This is a genomic window from Methylobacterium sp. WL119, from assembly GCF_008039875.1.
Classification (GTDB): Bacteria; Pseudomonadota; Alphaproteobacteria; order Rhizobiales; family Beijerinckiaceae; genus Methylobacterium.
This window is the reverse complement of record NZ_VRUU01000036.1, coordinates 1-22,614: the sequence shown is the minus strand read 5'-3', so window position 1 is coordinate 22,614 and position 22,614 is coordinate 1. Positions and strand designations below refer to the sequence as shown.

Below are 22,614 nucleotides of genomic sequence, written 5' to 3'. Positions count from 1 at the left end.
GCTACCTCGGAACTCGGCGCGTACTCAAGGGCGCCCGATCACCGCTCACGTTTTCGAGAGATCACCGGGTCGCCTGTTGCCGCTCGGTCGTTCGACCTTGTCCTCGGCCAAGCTTGGCGATGTGGTGGGGCGAGGTAGCGCACGTCGCGATTCGACGTGCCGCCCCGGAGGGTCCGCCGTCATGTTCGCCCGTTTCCTCGCGATCGCCGCCTTCGCCGTTCCGCTGGCCCTCGCACAGCCGGTCCTGGCCAAGGATCCGCCCGCGGCCAAGCCGACCGAGACGCCGATGGCCGCGCCGGCCGCGCCAGCGGCCAAGCCCGACGCCGCCCCGAGCGCGGGGCAGATGGCGGCGCGCCAGCGCCAGAAGACCTGCGGCGCGCAGTGGCGGGCGCTAGCCGACGCCGAGAAGGTGTCGCAGGGTCCGAAGTGGCCGCAATACTGGAGCAAGTGCAACAAGCGCCTGAAGGGCGAGAAGGCCTGACGGATCGTCCTGCGTTCCGGCGGGTTGTGCGTTCTGGTACTCAAGCGTAACCGAACGCGATGATGACGGAACGACAGGCGCTGCAGCGCACGGTGGCGGTCGCGGCGATCGTTCCGATCGCCGCCGGATTGTATGGCGTGGTCTTCGGCATGAACGGCCTGGAGGCCGGCCTGCCCGACATCTCGGCCGACAGCCATTTCCGCTACCTGTCCGGCCTGCTCACCGGCATCGGCATCCTGTTCCTGACCTGCGTCGCCGGGATCGAGGAGAAGGGCCGGCTCTTCCGGTTCCTCACCCTCGTCGTCGTGCTCGGCGGGCTCGCGCGCCTGCTCGGCCTGTGGCTCACCGGCGTCCCGTCGCTGACGATGCTCGCGGCGCTCGGCATGGAGCTCGGCGTCACGCCGCTGCTCTGCCTGTGGCAGGCGCGGATCGCCGGGCGGGCGCGGGACGCCGCCGCGATCGTGGAGACAGGGGCCGCCCCCGGCACGCCGGCGCGATGAGCGAGGCCGCCACCGAAACCACGCCCTGGCTCGGCCGGATGGTCGACCGGCTCGACGCGATCGTGCCGAAGCCGGCCGCCTGGGCGTTCGCCCTGCGGATCTGGCTGGCGATGATGCTGGCGCTTTACGCCGCGTTCTGGTTGCAGCTCGACAGCGCGTCGTCGGCCGCCACCGGCGTGGCAATCCTGGCGCAGCCGAAGCGCGGGCAGGCGATCTCGAAGGCCGCCTACCGCTTCCTCGGCACCGTGATCGGCGGCATCGTCGCGATCGTGTTCATGGCGCTGTTCGCGCAGGACCGGGTGACGCTGCTGGTCGCGTTCGCGGTTTGGATCGGGGTCTGCGTCTTCATCGCCCAGTACCTGCAGGACACCCGCGCCTACGGCGCGATGCTGTCCGGCTACACCGTGGCGATCATCGCGCTCGCACATATCGATGCGCCCCAGACGACGTTCGACGCGGCGGTCGGGCGCCTGGCCGCGATCACGGTCGCGATCGTCACCATCACCTTCATCAACGACGCCCTCGCCTCGCCGAGCACGTGGCGAACGTTGCTGCCGACGCTGGCCTCGGCCTACACGGGCACCAGGACCTTCGCCCGCGAGGCGTTCACCTCGGGCGATCCCGGGCCGCTGCGCACCGCCGCGCTGATCCGGACGATCGCGCCGATGCGGGCGGATGCCAGCGCGATCGCCGGCGAGCTCGACGACGGCCCCTACCGGGCGGCCGGCGCCCGCAGCGCCATCGCGGCGCTCTACGTGATGGCGGCGGCGAGCCGTGCCGCGGCGAACGCGGCCGCGTCCCTGCGCCATCCGAGCTCGGCGGTCGAGGAGGCGATCGGGCTGTGCCGCGAGGTCGCGTCCGGCGGGGTCGGCGAACCGGATGCCGGCCGCCTCGACCGGATCGATGCACGCCTGCGCGACCTCGTCGACGCGGCGGTCCGCGATGGGCGCCGGCCGCTGGACGAGCTGGTGGCGCTCCAGCGCTGCCTCGACTTCGTCAACGCCGCGACTTTCGCCGACGACGGCCTGCGCGCCCTCGCCGACGGCCACGTGCCGCTGCGCGACGTCAAGCTTCCGACCCACCGCGACTTCCCCGTGGCCCTGCGCGCCGCGTTGCGGGTGGCGATCGGCTTCGGGCTCACAGCCGCCTTCATGGTCCTCTCGGGCCTGCCGCAGACCTCGTTCGCGCTGGTCCAGGTCGCTTCGACCTGCGCGCTGTCCTCGACCGCGCCCGATCCGAAGAAGTTCGCCGTCGGCGTCCTCATCGGCATGCCGCTGGCCTCGCTGTTCGCCGGCATCGTGCTGTTCGGCTTCCTCAACGGGAACCAGGGTTTCCCGCTGCTCGCGATCGCGATGATCGTGCCGGTGTTCGTCGCCTGCTTCCTGTCGCTGAACCCGTCCACCTTCGGCATCGGCTTCATCGCGCTGGTGTTCACGCCCGTGCTGATCGCGCCCGAGAACCCGCAGAGCTACGACCCGCAGACCTTCCTGATGAACGCGGTGCTGGTGATGGCCTCCGCGGTCATCCTGTTCCTCGCCGTCCGGCTGGTGCTGCCGATCTCGGCCTCGCAGCATCGCGCCTTTGCCCTCGATTCCGCCAAGCGCGCCCTGGCGGAAGCGCTGGCGGGCGAAGGCGGCGACGCGACCACGCGGACCAGCCTGAACGCCGACCGCTTGTTCCAGTTCGCCGGATACACCTCCGGCAGCCGCGCCGTGCGGCACATGGCGATGGTGCACGCCTTCGCCCTGTCGCAGCTCGAATCCGCGGCGGCGCGTGCGCACGCTCAGATGCGGCTGCTGACCGGCACCGAGGCGATGCGTGCCCCCGCTGCGAAGGGCCGCGAGGCTTTGGCGCGCGGCGATGCCTGGCGCCTGCAGGACGCGGCCCGCGACCTCCTCCGCGCCGCGGCCGATCACGAGCGCGGCACGCGCATGACGGTCGCGCGCGCGGCGACCGACCTGGTGGCCGCCGCACGCGTTATCGAGCGTCATCGGCGCTTCCTCGTGCGCCTCGACATGCCCGGTTTTTGAAACGAAGGGGTCCCGGAAGGCGACGATGCGTCACGAACTGCAAATCGGCGGGATCCTGGTCTCGCCCTTCGTCGCCTATGCGCTCGGCGCCTTCGCGATCCTGATCGCGCTACGCTTCGTCTTCGCGCGCATCCGCTTCAGCCGTTACGTCGCCAACCCGCCGCTCGCAGAGGCCGGGATCTACGTCTGCGTGCTCGCCCTCCTGATCGTGTTGCTGTGATGGCCGACGAGGACGACCCCAAGGCCTCGACGGCCGATCGCGCGGACGCGACGCGCGCCGACCCGCCGGCGCTCGCCGACGACCGCCCGGCCCGTGCCCGGCGCGGGCGCATCGGAAAGGTCTTCCGGCTCGCCGCGACCGGGGTGATCCTGCTGCTCGCGTTCCTCGCCGCGGCGGTGGTCTGGTCGTACTACGTCACCGCGCCGTGGACGCGCGACGGGCGGGTGCGGGTTCAGGTCGCCAGCATCGCGCCGCAGGTGTCGGGGCAGATCGTCGAGCTTCGCGTCGGCGACAACCAGACCGTGAAGCGCGGCGACGTTCTCTACGTGATCGATCCGTTCGACTTCGAGGTGAACGTCGCCTCGGCCGAGGCCGAGGTGAAGAACCGCGAGGCCGACCTTTCCGTCAAGAACGCCCAGTCGGCGCGGCGGCAGGCGCTGACCACGGTCTCGACCTCCGTCGAGGAGAAGCAGCAATACGCGGGCACCGCCAAGATCGCCGAGGCGGCCTTGGAGACCGCCAAGGCGCAGCTGTCGCAGGCCAAGACCAACCTCGCGCGCACCCAGGTGAAGTCCACCGTCAACGGCCGCGTGACCAACCTGCTGCTGCGCACCGGCGACTACGCCTCGACGGGCACCTCGAACATCTCGGTGATCGACACGGACTCGTTCTGGGTCGACGGGTATTTCGAGGAGACCAAGATGGAGAACATCCATGTCGGCGACCCGGCCGAGATGGCGCTGATGGGCTATTCCGGGCACCTGCGCGGCACGGTCGAGAGCATCACGCAGGGCATCTCCACCGCGAATGCGGCACCGAGCACGCAGGGCCTCCCCAACGTCGATCCGGTCTACACCTGGGTGCGGCTGGCGCAGCGGGTGCCGGTGCGGATCCGCCTCGGCCACGTGCCGCCGGGTGTTCCCCTGGTCGCCGGCATGACCGCGACGGTCGTCGTCGGCGAGGGCGGCACGCCGCCGCCGGCCTGGTTCATGAATCTGCGCCGGCGCATCACCGGCGAGCCGGCGCCGACCCGGGAGGCGGAGGCCGAGAAGCGCTGAGGCCGGCGCCGTCCGAGCCCGCCGGGCCGTGTTGCAGAAAGTTGCGGCCTGCCGCGTGTCCCTGTACCGGCGCGCCCGGATGCGCGGGCTCGCGAGGAACGCCATGACACGCCGCCCCCTGCACGTCCTCATCGCCGCCGCCGGGCTGGCGCTGGCCGCGACCGGCGCCCGGGCCGCGCCAGCCAAGGCGGCGGTGTTCGACGTCCAGTTCGCGAACCGGTCGCCCGTCGCCCCCGACGCGGCCGAGATGGGGCGCCTGAAGCGCATCGGCACCGTGTTTCGCGACCTTCTGCAGAAGAAGGGCCTGTTCACGGTGGTCTCGGCCGAGCCGGACCAGGAGGAGGTCGCCAGGAGAGCGGACCTGCGTCGCCGCAACAGCTGCGCCGTCACCGTCGCGAAAAGGCTTGGGGCCGACACCGCGATCACCGGCGAGGTCCAGAAGGTCTCGAACCTGATCCTCGACCTCGATGTCTACGTGAAGCCGGTCGCCGACGACGCGCCGAAGCAGGCCTGCAGCGTCGACCTGCGCGGCAACACCGACGAATCGTTCGATCGCGCCGTGCCCCACATGGTCGAGAACAACATGAGCGACGGGCCGTAGGACCGGTCGATCTTAAGGATCTCGCAGAGCTTGCGACGCCGACCCGATCGATGTCGCGACGCATCAAGAGGTCGCTCATCATCGTCCAGGCGATCTTTTGCGGTGCGATCGACTATTCGCACATGCGAAGACTGGAAAGAGCAGCCGAAATGCACGCTTGACGTCATGGTCTGTCGGGATCAGTCTATCTCCGTGCTTCGCCGATGGCGAAGCCGAGGCCGACCGGTGGGGTGAGCCTTCCGCCGGAGCAGGCAGGAGGAGACGAGCATGACTCCACCGCAGCGCGACGCCGCCACGACGACTTCGTGACCTGTTCGGCCCGAGGTCCAGCGGCATCAGACGGACGACGGACGGAAGCGGCCTCAGGGGCGCAGAAGCGGCCGGCACGGCTCGCCTTCGAATGCGCGAAATGCCCCGGCTCGGCCGCTTCCGCCCGGTTCTCAGATTCTACTCGATCCCGAGCTTGCTCTTGAGCAGGGCGTTTACCGCCGCCGGGTTCGCCTTGCCGCCGGTGGCCTTCATGGTCTGGCCGACGAACCAGCCGAGCAGCGTCGGCTTCTCCTTCGCCTGCTGAACCTTGTCGTGGTTCTTGGCGATGATGTCGTCGACCGCCGCCTCGATCGCGCCGGTATCGGTGACCTGCTTCATGCCGCGGGCCTCGACGACCGCGCGCGGGTCTCCGCCTTCCGTCCAGACGATCTCGAACAGGTCCTTGGCGATCTTGCCCGAGATGACGCCCTCGCCGATCAGGTCGATGATCCGGCCGAGCTGGTCGGCGGAGACCGGCGTCGCGTCGATGCCGATGCCTTCCTTGTTGAGGCGGCCGAACAGCTCGTTGATCACCCAGTTCGCGGCCGCCTTGCCGTCGCGCCCGCGCGCCACCGCCTCGTAGTAGTCGGCCGACGCCCGCTCGGCCACGAGCACGTTGGCGTCGTAGGCGCTGAGCCCGAAATCGGCGACGAAGCGCGCCTTCTTGGCGTCCGGCAGCTCGGGCAGGCCCTCGGCGAGGGCGTCGACGTAAGCCTGGTCGAACTCGAGCGGTAGCAGGTCCGGATCGGGGAAGTACCGGTAGTCGTGCGCCTCTTCCTTGGAGCGCATCGAGCGGGTCTCGCCCTTGGCCGGATCGTACAGGCGGGTCTCCTGGGAGATCGTGCCGCCATCCTCGATGATCGCGATCTGGCGCCGCGCCTCCGACTCGATCGCCTGGCCGATGAAGCGGATCGAGTTGACATTCTTGATCTCGCAGCGGGTGCCGAGCGGCTGGCCGGGACGGCGCACCGAGACGTTCACGTCGGCGCGCAAGCTGCCCTTCTCCATGTCGCCGTCGCAGGTGCCGAGGTAGCGCAGGATGGTGCGCAGCTTGGTCATGTAGGCGCGGGCCTCCTCGGAGGAGCGCAGGTCCGGCTGCGAGACGATCTCCATCAGCGCGACGCCGGAGCGGTTAAGGTCGACGAAGCTCTGGGTCGGGTTCTGGTCGTGCAGCGACTTTCCGGCATCCTGCTCGAGGTGCAGCCGCTCGATCCCGACGGTGATCGACTCGCCGTCGAGCAGGTCGACGACGACCTCGCCCTCGCCGACGATCGGGTCCTTGTACTGCGAGATCTGGTAGCCCTGCGGCAGGTCCGGGTAGAAGTAGTTCTTCCGGTCGAACACCGAGCGGTGGTTGATCCGCGCCTTCAGGCCGAGGCCGGTGCGCACCGCCTGGGCCACGCATTCCTCGTTGATCACCGGCAGCATGCCGGGCATCGCCGCATCGACCAGCGAGACGTGGTCGTTCGGCTCGGCCCCGAACTCGGTGGAAGCGCCGGAGAACAGCTTCGAGCGGCTGGTGACCTGGGCGTGGATCTCCATGCCGATCACGACCTCCCAGTCGTGCTCGGCGCCCTTGATGAGCTTCTTGGGGTTCACGGGAGCCGTCATGCTCGGACTTTCATGCAACGGGGCGCCGGGGCGCCGCGGAGTGTCGTGGCGGTGCGGGGACCGGTCAAGGCGCGTGCGGCCGCAGGATTCGCCGGGCGGTGAAGCCGAGGATCGACCACAGGATGGCCGCGCCCACCCGCACCGGGAAGAAGGTCGGCCCGTCGTGGCTGACCGGCGCCGGCCACGGGATGCCGATCGCGGTGACCGCCCAGGAGAACAGCACCGCGGCGACGAAGCCGGCGATGACCGCAACGAACAGCTTGCCGAACTGATCGGCCGACCAGCCGAGATAGAGGCAGACCGCGATCAGGAGCGGGTCGAACCCGGCCCAGATCCAGACCGTCCAGGGATAGTAGGGGACCGTCACCACCAGGCCTTCGGCAGGACCGTGCGTCCGGCGGCGCGCTCGATCACCTCGGCGGTGGCGAACAGGGTCTCCTCGTCGAAGGGGCGGCCGATGAGCTGGAGCCCGAGCGGCAGGCCCTGGCCGTCGAGGCCGGCCGGCACCGCGATGCCGGGAAGACCGGCCATGTTCACCGTCACGGTGAAGACGTCGTTGAGGTACATCTCGACCGGGTCGGCCGAGGCCTTCTCGCCGATGCCGAAGGCGGCGGACGGCGTCGCCGGCGTCAGGATCGCGTCGACACCGGCCGCGTAGGCCTCCTCGAAGTCGCGCTTGATCAGCGTGCGGATCTTCTGGGCGCGGACGTAGTAGGCGTCGTAGTAGCCGGCCGAGAGCACGTAGGTGCCGATCATGATCCGGCGCTTGACCTCGCGGCCGAACCCAGCCGCGCGGGTGTTCTCGTACATCGCGGCGATGTCCTTGCCGGGCACCCGCAGGCCGTAGCGCACGCCGTCGTAGCGGGCGAGGTTCGAGGAGGCCTCGGCCGGCGCGACGATGTAGTAGGCCGGCAGCGCCAGCTTGGTGTGGGGCAGCGAGATCTCGCGGATCGTCGCGCCGGCATCCTTCAGCCAGGCGGCGCCGTCGTCCCAGAGCTTCTGGATCTCGGCGGGCATGCCCTCGACCCGATACTCCTTCGGAATGCCGATGGTCAGGCCCTTCACCCCGCGCGAGACCGCGTCCTCGAAATCCGGCACCGGGAGGTCGACGCAGGTGGTGTCGCGCGCGTCCGGGCCGGCCATCGAGCCGAGCAGGATCGCGCAGTCGCGCACCGTGCGGGCGATCGGGCCGGCCTGGTCGAGGGAGGAGGCGAAGGCCACCGTGCCCCAGCGCGAGACGCGGCCGTAGGTCGGCTTGATGCCGACGGTGCCCGTGAAGGCGGCCGGCTGCCGGATGGAGCCGCCGGTGTCGGTCGCGGTGGCGCCGAGGCAGAGATGCGCGGCGACCGCCGCCGCCGAGCCGCCCGACGAGCCGCCCGGGACGATCTTGGCGTCGGAGAGGACGCCGTTTTCCTGCCGGCGCCACGGCGAGATCACGTCGCCGTAGGCGCTGGTCTCGTTCGAGGAGCCCATCGCGAACTCATCGAGGTTAAGCTTGCCCAGCATCACCGCGCCGTCGCGCCAGAGGTTGGCCGAGACGGCGGATTCGTAGTGCGGCTCGAAGGTCTCGAGGATCCTGGAGCCCGCGGTCGTGACGACGCCCTCGGTGCAGAACAGGTCCTTGATGCCGAGCGGCAGCCCTTCGAGCGGGCCGGCGTCGCCCTTGGCGATCTTCGCGTCGGAGGCGTCCGCCATCGTCAGGGCGCGGTCGGGCGTCTCCAGCAGGTAGGCGTTGAGGACCCGCGCCTTCTCCAGCGCCGCGATGTGCGCCTGCGCGATCTCGCGGGCGGAGAAGGTCTTGGCCTTCAGGCCGTCGCGCGCCTCGGCGAGGCTGAGTTCGTTGAGGTCTGTCACGCTGTTCGTCCTCGGCCGTTCGGCCGCGATGCGGGTCGGGGGCGTTCCGTCGGGCGGGGCCGGCGGGCGCGGCAGGCGTCCTTCGTGGAAGTTGCGCCTACTCGACGACTTTCGGGACCAGGAAGTAGTGGTCCTCCGTCTCGGGCGCGTTGGCGACGACGTCGACCGCGCGGCCGCCGTCGGTGACCACGTCCTTGCGCTTCTTCATCGCCATCGGCGTCACCGAGGTCATCGCCTCGACGCCGGTCACGTCGACTGCGCCGAGCTGCTCGACGAAGGCGAGGATGGCGTTCAGCTCGCCCTGCAGCGGCGCAACCTCGTCTTCGGCGACCGCGATGCGGGCCAGATGCGCGATGCGCCGGACTGTCTTCTCGTCGACCGACATGCTGCCTGTTCGTCTCGGCTGTTCGTCCCGAAGGACCCGGCGCGCCGCGGCGGAGATGCGCCGCGTCGGCCCGGTCCCTCGACGGTCCGGGCGCTATAGCACCGGGCTTCGCGACGCCGCAACGCGCCGGGGCGTCAGGTGACGACGTGGTTCGGCGTCACCGTCGTCTCGATCACGATGCCGGCCGGGCGGATCGGGAAGCACGCGGCCAGGGTGAAGCCGAGCACCAGGACCTCGAAGGCGACGAGCAGCATCACCTTGTGCCGCCGCGGCAGCGGGCGGCGAGGAGGGGACGCGTGGGAGACGAGAGAACCGATGGCGCGCACGATTGCCTCCGCAGCGGGCTTAACGAAACCTTAACCATCGTTATGAGGGAAGCGCTGCGTTGTCGGCCACGGCAAACTCGCGACGCGGTTAACGGCTGTGGATGGAGCGTGAGCGCGATGTGGAACACGGTGTTCGAGCGGCTTCATCCGGGCGCACGCTCGAGCGACGCCGAGATCGCGCGGGCGGAGGCCGAGCTCGGCTTCGCGCTGCCCGAATCGTATCGCAGCTTCTGCCGTGACTGCGGCGCCGGCCTCGCCAACGGCCATTTCCGGATCGCCACGCCCCTGCCCTATCCGGCGGCCGACCTGGTGACGCGGGCGGAGATCATCGCCGACAGCATCAACGCGGCGATCGCGGCGCTCTCGGCCGCCGACGCGCCGCACCGGTTCGCGATCGAGGACGGCGACCTGTCGCGGCTCGCACGCGCCTGCTTCTTCGGCGAGGGCGAGGACGGCAGCTTCCTGTTCTGGGACGTCGCCGGCGCGGGCGAGTACCCGATCTGGGTGATGGCCGCGGATCTCGAAACCGTCCGCTTCGGCGGCGACAGCCTCGACGCGTTCTTCCGGCGCACGCAGGGCCTGACGATCCTCGACGTGCTCGGCGACGGCACCCCGCCGCTGGCCTCGACCTTCGAGGGCATCGAGGCGGCGGTGCTGGCGCGGGCTGGCGAGGCGAGCCCGCCCGGCGAGCCGGCATAGGGCGCGAGCGGAACGGGATACGATGGACGAGGACACGTTACGCGCCTTCGCCGAGGCCTCGCGCGGCGGGCCCCGGCTGATCGGCATCGATCTCGGCACCAAGACGATCGGGCTCGCCCTGTCGGATCTCGGCCGCCAGATCGCGTCGCCCTTGGAGACGATCAAGCGGGTGAAGTTCACGCCCGACGTCGCGCGGCTGCGCTTCCTCTGCGAGCAGCACGCGGTCGGCGGGCTAGTGATCGGGCTGCCGCTCAACATGGACGGCAGCGAGGGCGTGCGGGTGCAATCGACGCGCTCGTTCGTGCGCAACCTCAAGCCGCTCCTCGACCTGCCGGTCCTGTTCTACGACGAGCGCCTTTCGACCGCCGTCGTCACGCGTGCGCTGATCGCGGCCGACACCTCGCGGGCCAAGCGCGGCGCGCTCGTCGACAAGCTCGCCGCCGCCTACATCCTGCAGGGCTGCCTCGACCGGATGCGGGGGCTGGTCGAGTCCGAGGACGACGACCCGTTCTGAGCGCTTGCGCGCGTCTCGCCGGCTGCGGCTCAGCCGATCAGCGACACCATCCCGCTGCCGTGCCGCTCGATCCGCCCGTCGAGTTCGAGCTCGAGCAGCGTGGTCTGGACGCGGCGCACGGAGAGCCCGGTGGCACGCGCAAGCTCGTCCGTGCCGACCGGCGTCGGGCTGAGCGCGGCGACGAGCGTCTCCCGGTCGCCCACCGGCTCTGCCGGTTCCGGCGCCTCGAACGGCGCAGCGGGCATCGGCGCGGCGCCCTCATCGAGGTCGATCTCGTCCCAGAAGTCCGGCTGGTCGGCGAGGTCCGGTCGCGGGAGCGCCAGCACCTGGTCGGGGTCGTCGCCGCGCTCGATCAGCGGTGCGATGGCGGCGAGGACGTGCTCGACCTCGGCGACGAGCGTCGCCCCCTGTCGGATCAGGTCGTTGGTGCCCTCCGCCCGCGGGTCGAGCGGAGAGCCCGGCACCGCGAAGACCTCGCGACCCTGCTCGAGGGCGAAGCGCGCGGTGATCAGCGAGCCCGAACGGCGTGCCGCCTCGACCACCACGGTGCCGTAGGCCAGCCCCGAAATGATGCGGTTGCGCCTCGGGAAGTCGCGCCCGCGCGGCACCCAGCCCATCGGCATCTCGGCGATCACCGCCCCGCCCGCCTCCAGGATCGCCTCGACGAGGCCGGCATGGTTGGCCGGATAGATCTTGTCGTGGCCGCCCGCGAGCACCGCGACGGTGCCGGTCGCGGCGGACGCCTTGTGCGCGCGGGCGTCGATCCCGCGGGCCAGGCCGGAGACGACGACGAGCCCCGCTTCGCCGAGACCGCGCGCCAGCCGCTCGGTGAAGGCGAGCCCGGCGGCCGAGGCGTTGCGCGAGCCGACGATCGCCACCGCCGGCCTTGAAAGCGCGTCGGCGGATCCGCGCACCGCGACGAGGGGCGGCGCGGAATCGGCCGCCTGAAGGATCTTCGGGTAGCCCGCCTCGCCCATCGCGACGATGCGGGCACCGAGGCGGCACGCTGCCGCGATTTCCGCCTCGGCCTCGGCCCGCGCCGGCGGCACGACGCGCCGTCCCCGGCGCGCGGTCAGGTCCGGCAGGGCCGCGAGGGCGCCGGCCGCGCCGCCGAAGCGGTTGATCAGGCTGCGGAACGTGCGCGGCCCGACCCCTTCGGTTCGGATCAGGCGGAGCCAGTCGAGCCTTTGTGCGTCGGTGAGCTGCACGGGCCTTCCCCCGAAGGGGTCTCAGCCCTTCTGACCGATCCGTCCCTCGGTGCCGTCGACCAGCCGGCGGATGTTGGGCGCGTGCTTCCACCATAGCAGCAGGCCGAGGACGAGGAAGAGGCCCGCGCGCGCCGGATCGTTCAAGGCCCACAGAATGATAGGGGTCGCGGCCGAGGCTGCGAGCGCCGCGAGCGACGAGTAGCGCAGGGCGAAGGCGAGGCCGAGCCAGATCGCCGCGAAGGCGAGCAGCGCCGGCGGGCTCAGGGCGAGCAGCACCCCGAGGAAGGTCGCGACGCCCTTGCCGCCCCTGAACCCGAGCCAGACCGGGAAGAGATGCCCGAGGAAGGCGCCGAGCCCGGCCGCGAGCGCCGGCCACGCGCCGGTCCCTTCGCCGGTCCCTTCGCCGAACCGCTGCGCGATCAGCACCGCCGCGGTGCCTTTCAGGGCGTCGCCGAGCAGCGTCGCGGCGGCGAGCCCCTTGCGGCCGGTGCGCAGCACGTTGGTCGCGCCGATGTTGCCCGACCCGATCGCCCGCACGTCGCCGAGGCCGGCAAGCCGCGTGAAGACGAGCCCGAACGGGATCGAGCCGAGGGCGTAGCCGAGCGCCAGGCAGCCGAGGACGACCGGCCAGGCCATGTCCGACAGCGCGCTCATGCGGCCCCCGCGAGGTCGGCCGAGCGGTGGACGATCCGGCCGCCGACGAGCGTCAGCACCGCGGCGCCCTGCATCTGCGCCTCGTCGAACGGCGAGTTCTTCGAGCGCGACTTCAGGGTCCGCTTGTCGAGCACGTAGGGCACGTCCGGATCGATCAGCACGAGGTCGGCCGGGGCGCCGACCGCGAGCCGACCGGATTCGCGCCCGAGGATGCGCCCCGGATTCGCCGACAGCGCCGCGAGCAGGCGCGCGAGCGTGACGTCGCCGGCGCGCACGAGGCGGAGCGCGGCGCCGAGCAGGGTCTCGATCCCGAGCGCGCCGTCGGCAGCCTCGGCGAAGGGCAGGCGCTTGGTCTCGACGTCCTGCGGGTTGTGATCGGAGACGACGACGTCGATCACGCCCTCGTTCAGCGCCGCCGCCAGCGCCTGCCGGTCGGCCTCGCCGCGCAAGGGCGGCGAAAGCTTGCAGAAGGTGCGGTAGTGCCCGATGTCGCCCTCGTTCAGGACGAGGTTGTTGATCGAGGCGCCGCAGGTCACCGGCAATCCGTCGTGCTTGGCCCGGCGCACGATCTCGACCGAGTCGGCGCAGGAGATCATCGCCGCGTGGTAGCGTGCGCCGGTGAGGCGGACGAGGCGGAGGTCGCGCTCCAGCATCATCGTCTCGGCCTCGCGCGGGATGCCCATGAGCCCGAGCCGCGAGGCCAGCTCGCCCTCGTTCATCACGCCCTCGCCGACGAGGTCGGGCTCCTCGACGTGCTGCATCAGCAGCGCGCCGAAGTCGCGGGCGTAGGTCATCGCCCGCCGCATCACCTGCGCGTGCGTGACGGCGCGGAGCCCGTCGGTGAAGGCGACGGCGCCGGCTTCCTGGAGCAGGCCGAACTCGGTCATCTCGTGGCCGGCAAGCCCCTTGGTGATCGCCGCCGCCGGCAGGACGTTGACGCAGGCCGTGTCGCGGGCGCGGCGCAGCACGAAGTCGACGATCGCCGGGCCGTCGATCACCGGATTGGTGTCCGGCATGCAGACCAGCGTCGTGACCCCGCCGGCCGCCGCCGCGGCGCTGGCGCTCGCCAGGGTCTCGCGGTGCTCGGCGCCGGGCTCGCCGACGAAGGCGCGCATGTCGATCAGGCCCGGCGCCAGCACGTGGCCGGCGCAGTCGATCGTCCGAGCACCCTCCGGCAGGCCGGGCGCCGCGCCCCAGGCGATGTCGGCGATGCGGCCGTCGCGGATCAGGACATGGCCCGGCCCTTCGCGGCCGTCGGCCGGGTCGAGGAGGGTGGCGTTGGTGAGGATCTGAGCTTGTTCGGTCATGGCCATCACGCGTTCGGCAGATGCGAGGCCAGCGCTTCCATCACCGCCATGCGCACGGCGACGCCCATCTCGACCTGCTCGCGAATCAGCGACTGCGCCCCGTCGGCGATGTCGGAGGCGATCTCGACGCCGCGGTTCATCGGGCCGGGATGCATCACCAGGGCGTCGGGAGCGGCGAGCGCGAGCTTGTCGGCGTCGAGGCCGAAATAGCGGAAATACTCCTTCACCGAGGGCACGAACGAGCCGTTCATGCGCTCGCGCTGCAGGCGCAGCATCATCACGATGTCGCAGCCGTCGAGGCCCTTGCGCATGTCGGTGAAGACCTCGACGCCGAAGCGCTCGATGCCGGCGGGCAGGAGCGACGACGGGGCGATCACGCGGACGCGCGCACCCATCGCCTGCAGCAGGATCAGGTTCGAGCGCGCGACACGGCTGTGCAGCACGTCGCCGCAGATCGCGACGCGAAGCCCCTCGATCCGCCCCTTGTTGCGGCGGATGGTCAGCGCGTCGAGCAGCGCCTGCGTCGGGTGCTCGTGGGCGCCGTCGCCGGCATTGACCACCGAGCAGTCGACCTTCCGCGCGAGCAGGTGCACGGCGCCGGCCGAATGGTGGCGCACCACGATGATGTCGGGCCGCATGGCGTTCAGCGTCGCCGCGGTGTCGATCAGCGTCTCGCCCTTCTTCACCGAGGACGAGGCCACCGACATGTTCATCACGTCGGCGCCGAGGCGCTTGCCGGCGAGCTCGAACGAGGATTGCGTGCGGGTCGAGGGCTCGAAGAACAGGTTGATCTGGGTGCGACCGCGCAGCGTCGCGCGCTTCTTCTCAACCTGACGGGAGATCGCCACCGCCGCGTCCGCCCGGTCGAGCAGCCCCTCGATGTCGGGGCGCGACAGGCCCTCTATCCCGAGGAGATGCCGGTGGGGATAGTTCGGGTGCGTCGGCTGGCTCATCGCCTCGCGTGATAGGTCGCGCCCGATGCGACGGCAAGCGCGCGGCGCGGGACCGGGCTGGCAACTTTCGGCGGCGGCGATACGTAACCAGCCGAGACGAGGCGGCGAAGTGGTCGCCACTCGGACAATCAGGTGACACTCCCTTGGCAGCTTCCCCGGCGATTCCCTCCGGCACCGCGACGCCCCGCCGCGAGGCGATCTACCGGCATCCGCTGGTGATCCGCGTCGCGCACTGGCTCAACGCCGCCTCCCTGCTGATCCTGCTGATGAGCGGGCTGCAGATTTTCAACGCGCATCCGGCCCTGTACTGGGGCGCGAAGTCGACCTTCGACACCCCGGCGCTGGCGATCACCAGCGACACCGACGCCAAGGGCAACGCCCGCGGCATCGTGACGATCGGCGGCCGCACCTTCGACACCACCGGCGTGCTCGGGCTCTCGAAGGACCAGGGCCAGATGACCGACCGGGCCTTCCCGTCGTGGAGCACGATCCCCTCGGGGCAGGATCTCGCCACCGCGCGGCGCTGGCACTTCCTGTTCGCCTGGGCGCTGGTGATCAACGGGGCGATCTACCTGCTCTACGGGCTGGTGTCGGGGCAGCTTCGCCGGCGGGTGATCCCGGACGGCGACCAGATCCGCGACTTCGGCGGCTCGGTGCGCGAGCATCTCACGCTGCACTTCCCCAAGGGCGAGGAGGCCAAGCGCTACAACGTGCTGCAGAAGCTGACGTACCTCGCCGTGATCGCCGGCCTTCTGCCGGTGATGGTGCTGGCCGGCCTCGCGATGTCGCCGGGCATGGATGCCGCCTGGCCCTGGCTGGTCGACGTGTTCGGCGGCCGGCAGTCGGCGCGCACGATCCACTTCATCGTGGCCAACCTCCTGGTGCTGTTCGTGATCGTGCACGTGGTGCTGGTGCTGGTCTCGGGCTTCTGGAACAACATGCGCGGCATGGTCACCGGCTGGTTCGCGATCGAGAAGGACGGAGCGACCCCGCGATGAGCAACCTCGACCGCCGCCGCTTCCTCACCACCGTCGCCGCGCTCGGCGGCACCGCGATGCTCGCCGGCTGCGACCGCTTCGCCGGGTCCGCCTACGGCCCGCGGACGCTGAAGGCCGGCGAGGACGCCAACCTGTTCGTGCAGCGCCTGTTGCTCTCGAACGCCTCGCTGGCGAAGGAATTCCCGGATTCCGAGATCTCGGCGGTGTTCAAGCCGAACGGCACGATCGACCCGCCGGACAAGGCCTACAAGGCGCTTGCGGCCTCGAACTTCTCGACCTTCAAGCTCGAGGTCGGGGGCCTCGTCGAGCGACCGCAGAGCTTCGGCCTCGCCGACCTCCGCGCGCTGCCGTCGCGGACGCAGACAACCCGGCACGATTGCGTCGAGGGCTGGAGCTGCATCGGAAAATGGTCCGGCGTGCCGCTGGCTGAGGTGCTGAACCGCGCCGGGCTGAAGCCGCAGGCGCGCTACGTCGTGTTCCACTGCGCCGACACGCTCGAATATGCCGGCGGCGGCCTCGAAGGCGGCAAAGACGGCGCGTTCCTGCAGCCGGAGTACCCGAGCGCGGTGCGCCACGTCCAGGTGGCGGCCGCGGGCAACGATGCCGACGCCTGGGGCGGTGCCCCGGCCGAGGAGCCCGAGGAGACGCGCACGCCGATCCGCTACTACGAGAGCATCGACCTCACCGACGCCTTCCACCCGCAGACGATCCTCGCCTACGACCTCAACGGAAAGCCGCTCCCGGTTTCGAACGGCGCGCCCCTGCGCCTGCGGCTCGAGCGGCAGCTCGGCTACAAGCAGGCCAAGTACGTGATGCGGATCGAGGTAGTCGAATCGCTGGCCAGGATCGGCGACGGCCAGGGCGGCTACTGGGAGGACCGCGGCTACGAATGGTACGCCGGCATCTGAGACCGGCCCCCTCCCCCGCAGAGGGGGGGAGAATGCCCACCCGTACGCGCCTCGCGGCAGGCGCCCCGAACAGCCCCCCATTTGACAACCCGCGGGGCATGAACCACTTCATGCCCCGCGCAGGTCCGGCCCGGCCGCGGCGCGAAACCCAACAATTGGTGCGTTCCTGCCGCTGCTCGGGCTTTGACGAGAGGCTGTTTCGTCCATGAAAGTCGTCGTCGTCGAGTCGCCGGCCAAAGCCAAGACCATCAACAAGTATCTTGGCCGCGACTATGAAGTCATCGCCTCGTTCGGGCACATCCGCGACCTTCCGGCCAAGGACGGGTCGGTCGATCCCGAAGCCGATTTCAACATGATCTGGGAGCTCGACGCCCGCGGCTCGAAGCAGGTGTCCGAGATCGCCCGCGCCGTGAAGGGCGCGGACAAGCTGATCCTGGCGACCGACCCGGATCGCGAGGGCGAGGCGATCTCCTGGCACGTGCTGGAGGCGCTGACCGCCCGCAAGGTGCTGAAGGGCATCCCGGTCGAGCGCGTCACCTTCAACGCGATCACCAAGGCGTCGGTCGAGACGGCGATGCGGCAGCCGCGCCAGATCGATCAGGCGCTGGTCGACGCCTACCTGGCGCGCCGGGCGCTCGACTACCTCGTCGGCTTCAACCTGTCGCCGGTGCTGTGGCGCAAGCTCCCCGGCGCCCGCTCGGCCGGCCGCGTGCAGTCGGTGGCCTTGCGGCTCGTCTGCGAGCGCGAGGTCGAGATCGAGCGCTTCAAGCCGCGCGAGTACTGGTCGCTGGTCGCGACCCTCTCGACCGCAGACGGCGGCGTGTTCGAGGCTCGCCTCGTCGGGGCCGACGGCAAGCGCATCCAGCGCCTCGACGTCGGCAACGGCGAGGATGCGGCCGCGTTCAAGCGCGACCTCGAGCTCGCGACGTTCCAGGTCGCCTCGGTCGAGGCGAAGCCCGCCAAGCGCCATCCGCAGCCGCCCTTCACGACGTCGACGCTGCAGCAGGAGGCGTCGCGAAAGCTCGGGATGGCGCCGGCGCAGACCATGCGCGTCGCCCAGAAGCTCTACGAGGGCGTCGACATCGGCGGCGAGACGGTGGGCCTGATCACCTACATGCGGACCGACGGCGTCGACATGGCGCCCGAGGCCATCGCCGACGCGCGCCGGGTCATCGGCCGCGAGTTCGGCGACAAGTACGTCCCGGGCGTGCCGCGCCGCTACAGCGCCAAGGCCAAGAACGCGCAGGAGGCCCACGAGGCCGTGCGCCCGACCGACATGGGCCGGCTGCCGAAGCAGGTCGCGCGGATGCTCGATCCCGAGCAGGCCAAGCTCTACGACCTGATCTGGACGCGGACCGTCGCCAGCCAGATGGAGTCGGCCGAGCTGGAGCGCACCACGGTCGACGTGACCGCCAGCGTCGGCCCGCGCCGGATCGACCTGCGCGCCACCGGCCAGGTCGTGAAGTTCGACGGCTTCCTCACCCTCTACCAGGAGGGCAAGGACGACGAGGAGGACGAGGACGGCAAGCGCCTGCCGCCGATGAAGGCCGGCGAGGCGCTGAAGCGCGAGCGCATCGCCTCGACCCAGCACTTCACCGAGCCGCCGCCGCGCTTCTCCGAGGCCAGCCTCGTCAAGCGCATGGAGGAGCTCGGCATCGGCCGGCCCTCGACCTACGCCGCGGTGCTCCAGACCCTGCGCGACCGCGAATACGTCAAGATCGAGAAGAAGCGCCTGCAGCCCGAGGACAAGGGCCGGCTCGTGACCGGCTTCCTCGAGAGCTTCTTCAAGCGCTACGTCGAGTACGACTTCACCGCCGACCTCGAAGGCCAGCTCGACCGGGTCTCGAACGCCGAGATCGACTGGCGCGACGTGCTGCGCGACTTCTGGCGCGACTTCTCCGCCGCCGTCGGCGGCACCAAGGAGCTGCGCGTCACCGAGGTGCTGGAGGCGCTGAACACGCTTCTCGGCGACCACATCTTCCCCGAGAAGGCCGACGGCTCGAACCCGCGCACCTGCCCGACCTGCGGCTCGGGCCAGCTCTCGCTGAAGCTCGGCAAGTTCGGCTCCTTCGTCGGCTGCTCGAACTACCCGGAATGCAAGTTCACCCGGCAGCTCTCGGCCGCGGGCATCGAGGGCGAGGGTGACGGCTCATCGCCGGACGGCAGCCCGCCCGGCACGCGGGTGCTCGGCAACGATCCGGTGACCGGATTGCCGGTGACGATCCGCGACGGCCGGTTCGGCCCGTTCGTCCAGCTCGGCGAGGCCTCGACCGAGAAGGACGCGGCCAAGCCCAAGCGCTCGTCGCTGCCGAAGGGTGTGACGCCGTCGATGGTCGACCTGGAGAAGGCGCTGCGGCTGCTGTCGCTGCCGCGCGAGGTCGCCCGGCACCCGGAGACCGGCGAGCCGATCCTGGCCAATCTCGGCCGGTTCGGGCCCTACGTCCAGCACGGCAAGACCTACGCGAACCTGGGCAAGGACGACGACGTGCTCGAGGTCGGCGCCAACCGGGCGATCGACCTGATCGTCGCCAAGGAACAGGGCGGCGGCCGCGGCCGCCCGTCCTCGGATCCCGGCCGCCCGATCGGCAAGGACGAGGCGACGGGTCGCGAGCTGGTGGTCAAGGCCGGCAAGTACGGCGCCTACGTCACCGACGGCGAGGTCAACGCGACCCTGCCGAAATCGATGGCCGCCGAGGCGCTGACGCTCGCCGAGGGCATCGACCTCGTCAACGCCAAGCGCGCGGCCGGCGGGGGCAAGCCGAGCCGCGGCCGCAAGGCCGCGCCGGCGCGGGGTGCGAAGGCCACGGCGCGCAAGCCGGCAAAGGCGGCCAAGGACGGCGAGGTCGGGACGGTGAAGACCGCTTCCAAAACCTCCGCCAAACCCGCCGCGAAGAAGCGCGCCACGCCGAAGGCCGCTGCGGGCAAGGCCGCTGCGAAGCCGGCTTCGAGCAAGAAGGCCAGCGGCTGAACCGCCGGCGGCGCAGCTTGCCGGCGGTCCGCGCCAGGCGCGTCGCAGGTCTCAGACGAGGTAGCTGATCGTCGCGGCGAAGGCCGTCGCGAAGGTCGCCAGGGCGACCGTCGTCGGATTGACGAAGGCCGCGCGAGAGACGGGCGCAGCGTCCTGCTCGCATCCGAAGGCTTGCCCGGCGGCGCGCTCGAGGCGGGCGAGGATCAGGGTTCGGGCTTCGATCGAAGCAGTCGTCATCGTCGGCGTCCCAGCCCTCGTTACGGCAAAGATCTTGTGATATAATGCATGATCATGCCGCCGGTTCCGCGCGAAATTGCAGCGTGAGGCGATCTTAACCGGATCTGCGCATCACCCCGATGACGGTTGCATCGCAGCGTTTGGAGGGTTCGCGCTGCACATGCGAAGCTGCATAGCGGATTCGGCCTGCGATCGCCTTTGATGTTTCCGTTTTGTTCCGGTATCGTGAGCGGATGAAAGCCCATGCGAGACGTGACCCGAAGCCTGGAGCCCGTCGGTTGAGCGACGCCCCCATCGACCTGTTCGGGCCGGGCGCGAAGGCCGCTGCCCATTCTTCGCCAGCCCATTCTTCGCCGGCCAAGCCTTCGGCCACGGATCCCTCGCCCGCCGCGCCCCTGCCCTCTTCCGAGCGCCGGCGCAAGCCGACGGCGCCGATGGCGGCGCTCGAGCCGCTCGCCGGTCCGGAGGCCGGCTACACCGCATCCGACATCGAGGTGCTGGAAGGGCTGGAGCCGGTGCGGCGCCGGCCCGGCATGTATATTGGCGGCACCGATGAGCGGGCGCTGCACCACCTGTTCTCGGAGGTGATCGACAATTCGATGGACGAGGCGGTGGCGGGCCACGCCAGCTTCATCGAGGTCGAGCTGGAGGAGACGGGCGCGCTCGTCGTCACCGACAACGGCCGCGGCATCCCGATCGACCCGCACCCGAAGTTTCCCGGCAAGTCCGCGCTCGAAGTTATCATGACGACGCTGCATGCGGGCGGGAAGTTCGACTCGAAGGTCTACGAGACCAGCGGCGGCCTGCACGGCGTCGGCATTTCGGTGGTGAACGCGCTGTCCGACCTCCTGGAGGTCGAGGTCGCGCGCAACCAGACGCTCTACCGCCAGAGTTTTTCGCGCGGTCATGCGCAGGGCGGGTTGGAAACCGTCGGGCGGGTGCAGAACCGGCGCGGCACGCGCATCCGCTTCCATCCCGACGCGCAGATCTTCGGCTCGCTGGCGTTCGACCCGCGCCGCCTGTTCAAGATGGCGCGCTCGAAGGCCTACCTGTTCGGCGGCGTCGAGATCCGGTGGCGGTGTGCGCCGGCGCTGATCGAGGGCACCGACATCCCGGCCGAGGCGGTGCACCGCTTCCCCGGCGGCCTGCGCGACTACCTCGCCCGCGACATCGAGGGCAAGGAGCTCGTCACCGACGCGATCTTCTCCGGCAAGATCACAAAGCCCGGCTCGCACGGCTCGCTCGAATGGGCCGTGGCCTGGATGGTCCACGACGACGGCGTCTCCGCCTCGTACTGCAACACCATCCCGACGCCCGAGGGGGGCACCCACGAATCCGGCCTGCGCGTCGCGCTGCTGCGGGCGCTGCGCGAGCACGCCGAGCGGGTGAACCAGGCCAAGCGCATGACGGCGGTGACCACCGACGACGTGATGGCGACCTGCGCCTCCATGCTGTCGGTCTTCATCCGCGAGCCGGAGTTCCAGGGCCAGACCAAGGACAAGCTCGCCACCGTCGAGGCGTCGCGCATCGTCGAGACCGCGATCCGCGACGCCTTTGACCATTGGCTCGCCGCGTCGCCGGCCCAGGCCAACAAGGTGCTAGACTGGGTGATCGACCGGGCCGAGGAGCGCCTGCGCCGACGCCAGGAGAAGGAGGTCGCGCGCAAGACCGCGACGCGCAAGCTGCGGCTCCCCGGCAAGCTCGCCGATTGCTCGGCCGCCGGCACCGCGGGCTCGGAGATCTTCATCGTCGAGGGCGACTCGGCCGGCGGCTCGGCCAAGCAGGCGCGCGACCGGGCCACGCAGGCGATCCTGCCGCTGCGCGGCAAGATCCTGAACGTTGCCTCGGCCAGCCGCGACAAGCTCGGTGCGAACCAGCTTATCGGCGACCTCACCCTCGCGCTCGGCTGCGGCACCGGCGGTCAGTACCGCGACGAGGAGCTGCGCTACGACAAGGTGATCATCATGACGGACGCCGACGTCGACGGCGCCCATATCGCCTCGCTGCTGATCACCTTCTTCTACCGGCAGATGCCGAAGCTCATCGACAAGGGCCACCTCTACCTCGCGATGCCGCCGCTCTACCGGCTGCAGCAGGGCACCAAGACGGCCTACGCCCGCGACGACTCGCATAAGGAGCAGCTGATCAAGACGGTGTTCAAGAACGGCAAGGTCGAGATCAGCCGCTTCAAGGGGCTGGGCGAGATGATGCCGGCGCAGCTGAAGGAGACGACGATGGACCCGAAGAAGCGCATCCTGATGCGCGTCGCCGTCCTCGACGAGGCGCGCGAATCGACCGGCGACGCGGTCGAGCGCCTGATGGGCAACAAGCCGGAAGCCCGCTTCACCTTCATCTCCGAGCGAGCCGCCTTCGCCGAGAAGACCGACCTCGACATCTGAGCGGCCCGGCACGGCGGTCCGATCGGAGCCCGGCCGCGAGGCCGGGCTTTTTCATGCCCGCGATCCGACGACGAAAAAAGCCCGGCCTTTCGGCCGGGCTTCTCGGGTCGGGTCGAACCGCGGCTCTGGGCGAGCCGCGGCGGATCCGGCAGGTCCTAGTACGAGCCGAACTTGTAGTTCAGGCCGGCGCGCACGACAGCGAACTCGGTGCTGTTGTTGCGGTTCAGGCCGCTCTGCACGACGGTCACGCCCGGCGAGGTCAGGGTCACGGTGCCGGTCGAGTTGGAGGCGAAGGCGCCGTTGTTGCGGCCGCCCTGGTCGAGGTTCACGTACAGGCCTTCCACCTTCAGCGTCACGGCCGAGGAGCGGAAGAAGTTCAGGAACGAGTCGGTCG

22 protein-coding genes and 1 pseudogene are annotated in these 22,614 nt (G+C 70.4%); 12 read left to right on the top strand and 11 right to left on the bottom strand.

Features of this window, described 5'->3' with window-relative positions; genetic code table 11:
- Positions 1 to 181: 181 nt before the first annotated feature.
- From FV227_RS14520 to FV227_RS14495, 6 genes are all read left to right on the top strand, one after another.
- Entirely contained in the window at positions 182 to 481 is a 300-nt protein-coding gene (locus FV227_RS14520; protein WP_147859278.1) for a hypothetical protein, read from the top strand.
- Between the two features lie 59 nt (positions 482 to 540).
- Positions 541 to 981, top strand: coding sequence for a DUF4345 domain-containing protein (locus tag FV227_RS14515; RefSeq protein ID WP_147729875.1), 441 nt, complete (start codon positions 541 to 543; stop codon positions 979 to 981).
- Entirely contained in the window at positions 978 to 3,011 is a 2,034-nt protein-coding gene (locus FV227_RS14510) for an FUSC family protein (RefSeq protein WP_147859277.1), read from the top strand. The genes FV227_RS14515 and FV227_RS14510 overlap by 4 nt, the downstream gene beginning before the upstream one ends.
- A gap of 25 nt (positions 3,012 to 3,036) precedes the next feature.
- The gene (locus tag FV227_RS14505; RefSeq protein ID WP_147729829.1) at positions 3,037 to 3,231 is read left to right on the top strand and encodes a DUF1656 domain-containing protein; all 195 of its coding nucleotides are present in this window, start codon (positions 3,037 to 3,039) and stop codon (positions 3,229 to 3,231) included.
- Positions 3,231 to 4,289 (top strand): HlyD family secretion protein, encoded by a 1,059-nt coding sequence (locus FV227_RS14500; protein WP_147859276.1) that lies wholly within the window; start codon positions 3,231 to 3,233, stop codon positions 4,287 to 4,289. The genes FV227_RS14505 and FV227_RS14500 overlap by 1 nt, the downstream gene beginning before the upstream one ends.
- A gap of 103 nt (positions 4,290 to 4,392) precedes the next feature.
- Positions 4,393 to 4,890 carry a DUF3280 domain-containing protein gene (locus FV227_RS14495; RefSeq protein WP_147859275.1) on the top strand — a complete coding sequence of 166 codons (498 nt, stop codon included), beginning with the start codon at positions 4,393 to 4,395 and terminating at the stop codon, positions 4,888 to 4,890.
- Between the two features lie 447 nt (positions 4,891 to 5,337).
- Here the strand turns inward: FV227_RS14495 and gatB are convergent, their stop codons facing one another.
- The 5 genes from gatB to FV227_RS14470 form a co-directional block, all read right to left on the bottom strand.
- A complete protein-coding gene (gene gatB, locus FV227_RS14490) occupies positions 5,338 to 6,810 on the bottom strand; it encodes an Asp-tRNA(Asn)/Glu-tRNA(Gln) amidotransferase subunit GatB (protein WP_147859274.1) in 1,473 nt (490 codons plus the stop codon).
- Positions 6,811 to 6,874: 64 nt separating this feature from the next.
- Positions 6,875 to 7,177: a hypothetical protein gene (locus tag FV227_RS14485; protein ID WP_147859273.1), complete on the bottom strand. Its 303-nt coding sequence runs from the start codon at positions 7,175 to 7,177 to the stop codon at positions 6,875 to 6,877.
- The gene (gene gatA, locus FV227_RS14480) at positions 7,174 to 8,664 is read right to left on the bottom strand and encodes an Asp-tRNA(Asn)/Glu-tRNA(Gln) amidotransferase subunit GatA (protein WP_147859272.1); all 1,491 of its coding nucleotides are present in this window, start codon (positions 8,662 to 8,664) and stop codon (positions 7,174 to 7,176) included. Before gatA ends, FV227_RS14485 begins: the two co-directional genes overlap by 4 nt.
- Positions 8,665 to 8,761: 97 nt before the next feature.
- Complete coding sequence (gene gatC, locus FV227_RS14475) at positions 8,762 to 9,049, bottom strand: Asp-tRNA(Asn)/Glu-tRNA(Gln) amidotransferase subunit GatC (RefSeq protein WP_147727679.1); 288 nt, start codon at positions 9,047 to 9,049, stop codon at positions 8,762 to 8,764.
- 134 nt (positions 9,050 to 9,183) lie between these two features.
- Positions 9,184 to 9,375 carry a hypothetical protein gene (locus FV227_RS14470; RefSeq protein ID WP_147859271.1) on the bottom strand — a complete coding sequence of 64 codons (192 nt, stop codon included), beginning with the start codon at positions 9,373 to 9,375 and terminating at the stop codon, positions 9,184 to 9,186.
- A 117-nt stretch (positions 9,376 to 9,492) separates the two neighbouring features.
- Here FV227_RS14470 and FV227_RS14465 point away from each other — a divergent pair, with 117 nt between their 5' ends.
- Both FV227_RS14465 and ruvX read left to right on the top strand, forming a co-directional pair.
- Entirely contained in the window at positions 9,493 to 10,074 is a 582-nt protein-coding gene (locus FV227_RS14465) for an SMI1/KNR4 family protein (protein ID WP_147859288.1), read from the top strand.
- 22 nt (positions 10,075 to 10,096) lie between these two features.
- Positions 10,097 to 10,588: a Holliday junction resolvase RuvX gene (gene ruvX / locus FV227_RS14460; protein ID WP_147727677.1), complete on the top strand. Its 492-nt coding sequence runs from the start codon at positions 10,097 to 10,099 to the stop codon at positions 10,586 to 10,588.
- Positions 10,589 to 10,617: 29 nt separating this feature from the next.
- Here ruvX and dprA read toward each other — a convergent pair whose 3' ends face one another.
- From dprA to FV227_RS14440, 4 genes are read right to left on the bottom strand one after another with little or no spacing between them, the layout of a single operon-like run.
- Positions 10,618 to 11,796: a DNA-processing protein DprA gene (gene dprA, locus FV227_RS14455; protein ID WP_147859270.1), complete on the bottom strand. Its 1,179-nt coding sequence runs from the start codon at positions 11,794 to 11,796 to the stop codon at positions 10,618 to 10,620.
- Between the two features lie 21 nt (positions 11,797 to 11,817).
- The gene (plsY, locus tag FV227_RS14450) at positions 11,818 to 12,450 is read right to left on the bottom strand and encodes a glycerol-3-phosphate 1-O-acyltransferase PlsY (RefSeq protein WP_147859269.1); all 633 of its coding nucleotides are present in this window, start codon (positions 12,448 to 12,450) and stop codon (positions 11,818 to 11,820) included.
- Complete coding sequence (locus FV227_RS14445; RefSeq protein WP_147859287.1) at positions 12,447 to 13,757, bottom strand: dihydroorotase; 1,311 nt, start codon at positions 13,755 to 13,757, stop codon at positions 12,447 to 12,449. The genes plsY and FV227_RS14445 overlap by 4 nt, the downstream gene beginning before the upstream one ends.
- A 5-nt stretch (positions 13,758 to 13,762) precedes the next feature.
- Positions 13,763 to 14,710, bottom strand: a complete 948-nt coding sequence (locus FV227_RS14440) for an aspartate carbamoyltransferase catalytic subunit (RefSeq protein ID WP_147859268.1) — start codon at positions 14,708 to 14,710, stop codon at positions 13,763 to 13,765.
- Between the two features lie 143 nt (positions 14,711 to 14,853).
- Here FV227_RS14440 and FV227_RS14435 point away from each other — a divergent pair, with 143 nt between their 5' ends.
- From FV227_RS14435 to topA, 3 genes are all read left to right on the top strand, one after another.
- Positions 14,854 to 15,708 (top strand): cytochrome b/b6 domain-containing protein, encoded by an 855-nt coding sequence (locus tag FV227_RS14435; protein WP_243983517.1) that lies wholly within the window; start codon positions 14,854 to 14,856, stop codon positions 15,706 to 15,708.
- Positions 15,705 to 16,616: a molybdopterin-binding protein gene (locus tag FV227_RS14430; protein WP_147859267.1), complete on the top strand. Its 912-nt coding sequence runs from the start codon at positions 15,705 to 15,707 to the stop codon at positions 16,614 to 16,616. Before FV227_RS14435 ends, FV227_RS14430 begins: the two co-directional genes overlap by 4 nt.
- Before the next feature lie 205 nt (positions 16,617 to 16,821).
- Complete coding sequence (topA, locus tag FV227_RS14425) at positions 16,822 to 19,584, top strand: type I DNA topoisomerase (RefSeq protein WP_147859266.1); 2,763 nt, start codon at positions 16,822 to 16,824, stop codon at positions 19,582 to 19,584.
- Between the two features lie 51 nt (positions 19,585 to 19,635).
- Here topA and FV227_RS14420 read toward each other — a convergent pair whose 3' ends face one another.
- Positions 19,636 to 19,821 (bottom strand): hypothetical protein, encoded by a 186-nt coding sequence (locus FV227_RS14420; RefSeq protein ID WP_147729298.1) that lies wholly within the window; start codon positions 19,819 to 19,821, stop codon positions 19,636 to 19,638.
- 278 nt (positions 19,822 to 20,099) lie between these two features.
- Here FV227_RS14420 and parE point away from each other — a divergent pair, with 278 nt between their 5' ends.
- On the top strand, positions 20,100 to 22,220 hold the full coding sequence (gene parE, locus FV227_RS14415) for a DNA topoisomerase IV subunit B (protein ID WP_147729297.1): 2,121 nt from the start codon (positions 20,100 to 20,102) through the stop codon (positions 22,218 to 22,220).
- 155 nt (positions 22,221 to 22,375) lie between these two features.
- On the opposite strand, the pseudogene FV227_RS14410 reads toward parE, so the two are convergent.
- A pseudogene (locus FV227_RS14410) lies at positions 22,376 to 22,614 on the bottom strand (porin family protein); the annotation flags it as partial.

What these genes read in the sequence shown, in the direction of transcription:
- FV227_RS14510 (WP_147859277.1), top strand. Translation starts at nt 978, where the DNA reads ATGAGCGAGGCCGCCACCGAAACCACGCCCTGGCTCGGCCGGATGGTC.
- gatC (WP_147727679.1), bottom strand. Translation starts at nt 9,049, where the DNA reads ATGTCGGTCGACGAGAAGACAGTCCGGCGCATCGCGCATCTGGCCCGC.
- FV227_RS14520 (WP_147859278.1), top strand. Translation starts at nt 182, where the DNA reads ATGTTCGCCCGTTTCCTCGCGATCGCCGCCTTCGCCGTTCCGCTGGCC.
- FV227_RS14515 (WP_147729875.1), top strand. Translation starts at nt 541, where the DNA reads ATGATGACGGAACGACAGGCGCTGCAGCGCACGGTGGCGGTCGCGGCG.
- gatB (WP_147859274.1), bottom strand. Translation starts at nt 6,810, where the DNA reads ATGACGGCTCCCGTGAACCCCAAGAAGCTCATCAAGGGCGCCGAGCAC.
- FV227_RS14430 (WP_147859267.1), top strand. Translation starts at nt 15,705, where the DNA reads ATGAGCAACCTCGACCGCCGCCGCTTCCTCACCACCGTCGCCGCGCTC.
- FV227_RS14465 (WP_147859288.1), top strand. Translation starts at nt 9,493, where the DNA reads ATGTGGAACACGGTGTTCGAGCGGCTTCATCCGGGCGCACGCTCGAGC.
- FV227_RS14420 (WP_147729298.1), bottom strand. Translation starts at nt 19,821, where the DNA reads ATGACGACTGCTTCGATCGAAGCCCGAACCCTGATCCTCGCCCGCCTC.
- ruvX (WP_147727677.1), top strand. Translation starts at nt 10,097, where the DNA reads ATGGACGAGGACACGTTACGCGCCTTCGCCGAGGCCTCGCGCGGCGGG.
- plsY (WP_147859269.1), bottom strand. Translation starts at nt 12,450, where the DNA reads ATGAGCGCGCTGTCGGACATGGCCTGGCCGGTCGTCCTCGGCTGCCTG.
- FV227_RS14445 (WP_147859287.1), bottom strand. Translation starts at nt 13,757, where the DNA reads ATGACCGAACAAGCTCAGATCCTCACCAACGCCACCCTCCTCGACCCG.
- FV227_RS14505 (WP_147729829.1), top strand. Translation starts at nt 3,037, where the DNA reads ATGCGTCACGAACTGCAAATCGGCGGGATCCTGGTCTCGCCCTTCGTC.
- FV227_RS14495 (WP_147859275.1), top strand. Translation starts at nt 4,393, where the DNA reads ATGACACGCCGCCCCCTGCACGTCCTCATCGCCGCCGCCGGGCTGGCG.
- FV227_RS14440 (WP_147859268.1), bottom strand. Translation starts at nt 14,710, where the DNA reads ATGAGCCAGCCGACGCACCCGAACTATCCCCACCGGCATCTCCTCGGG.
- topA (WP_147859266.1), top strand. Translation starts at nt 16,822, where the DNA reads ATGAAAGTCGTCGTCGTCGAGTCGCCGGCCAAAGCCAAGACCATCAAC.
- FV227_RS14500 (WP_147859276.1), top strand. Translation starts at nt 3,231, where the DNA reads ATGGCCGACGAGGACGACCCCAAGGCCTCGACGGCCGATCGCGCGGAC.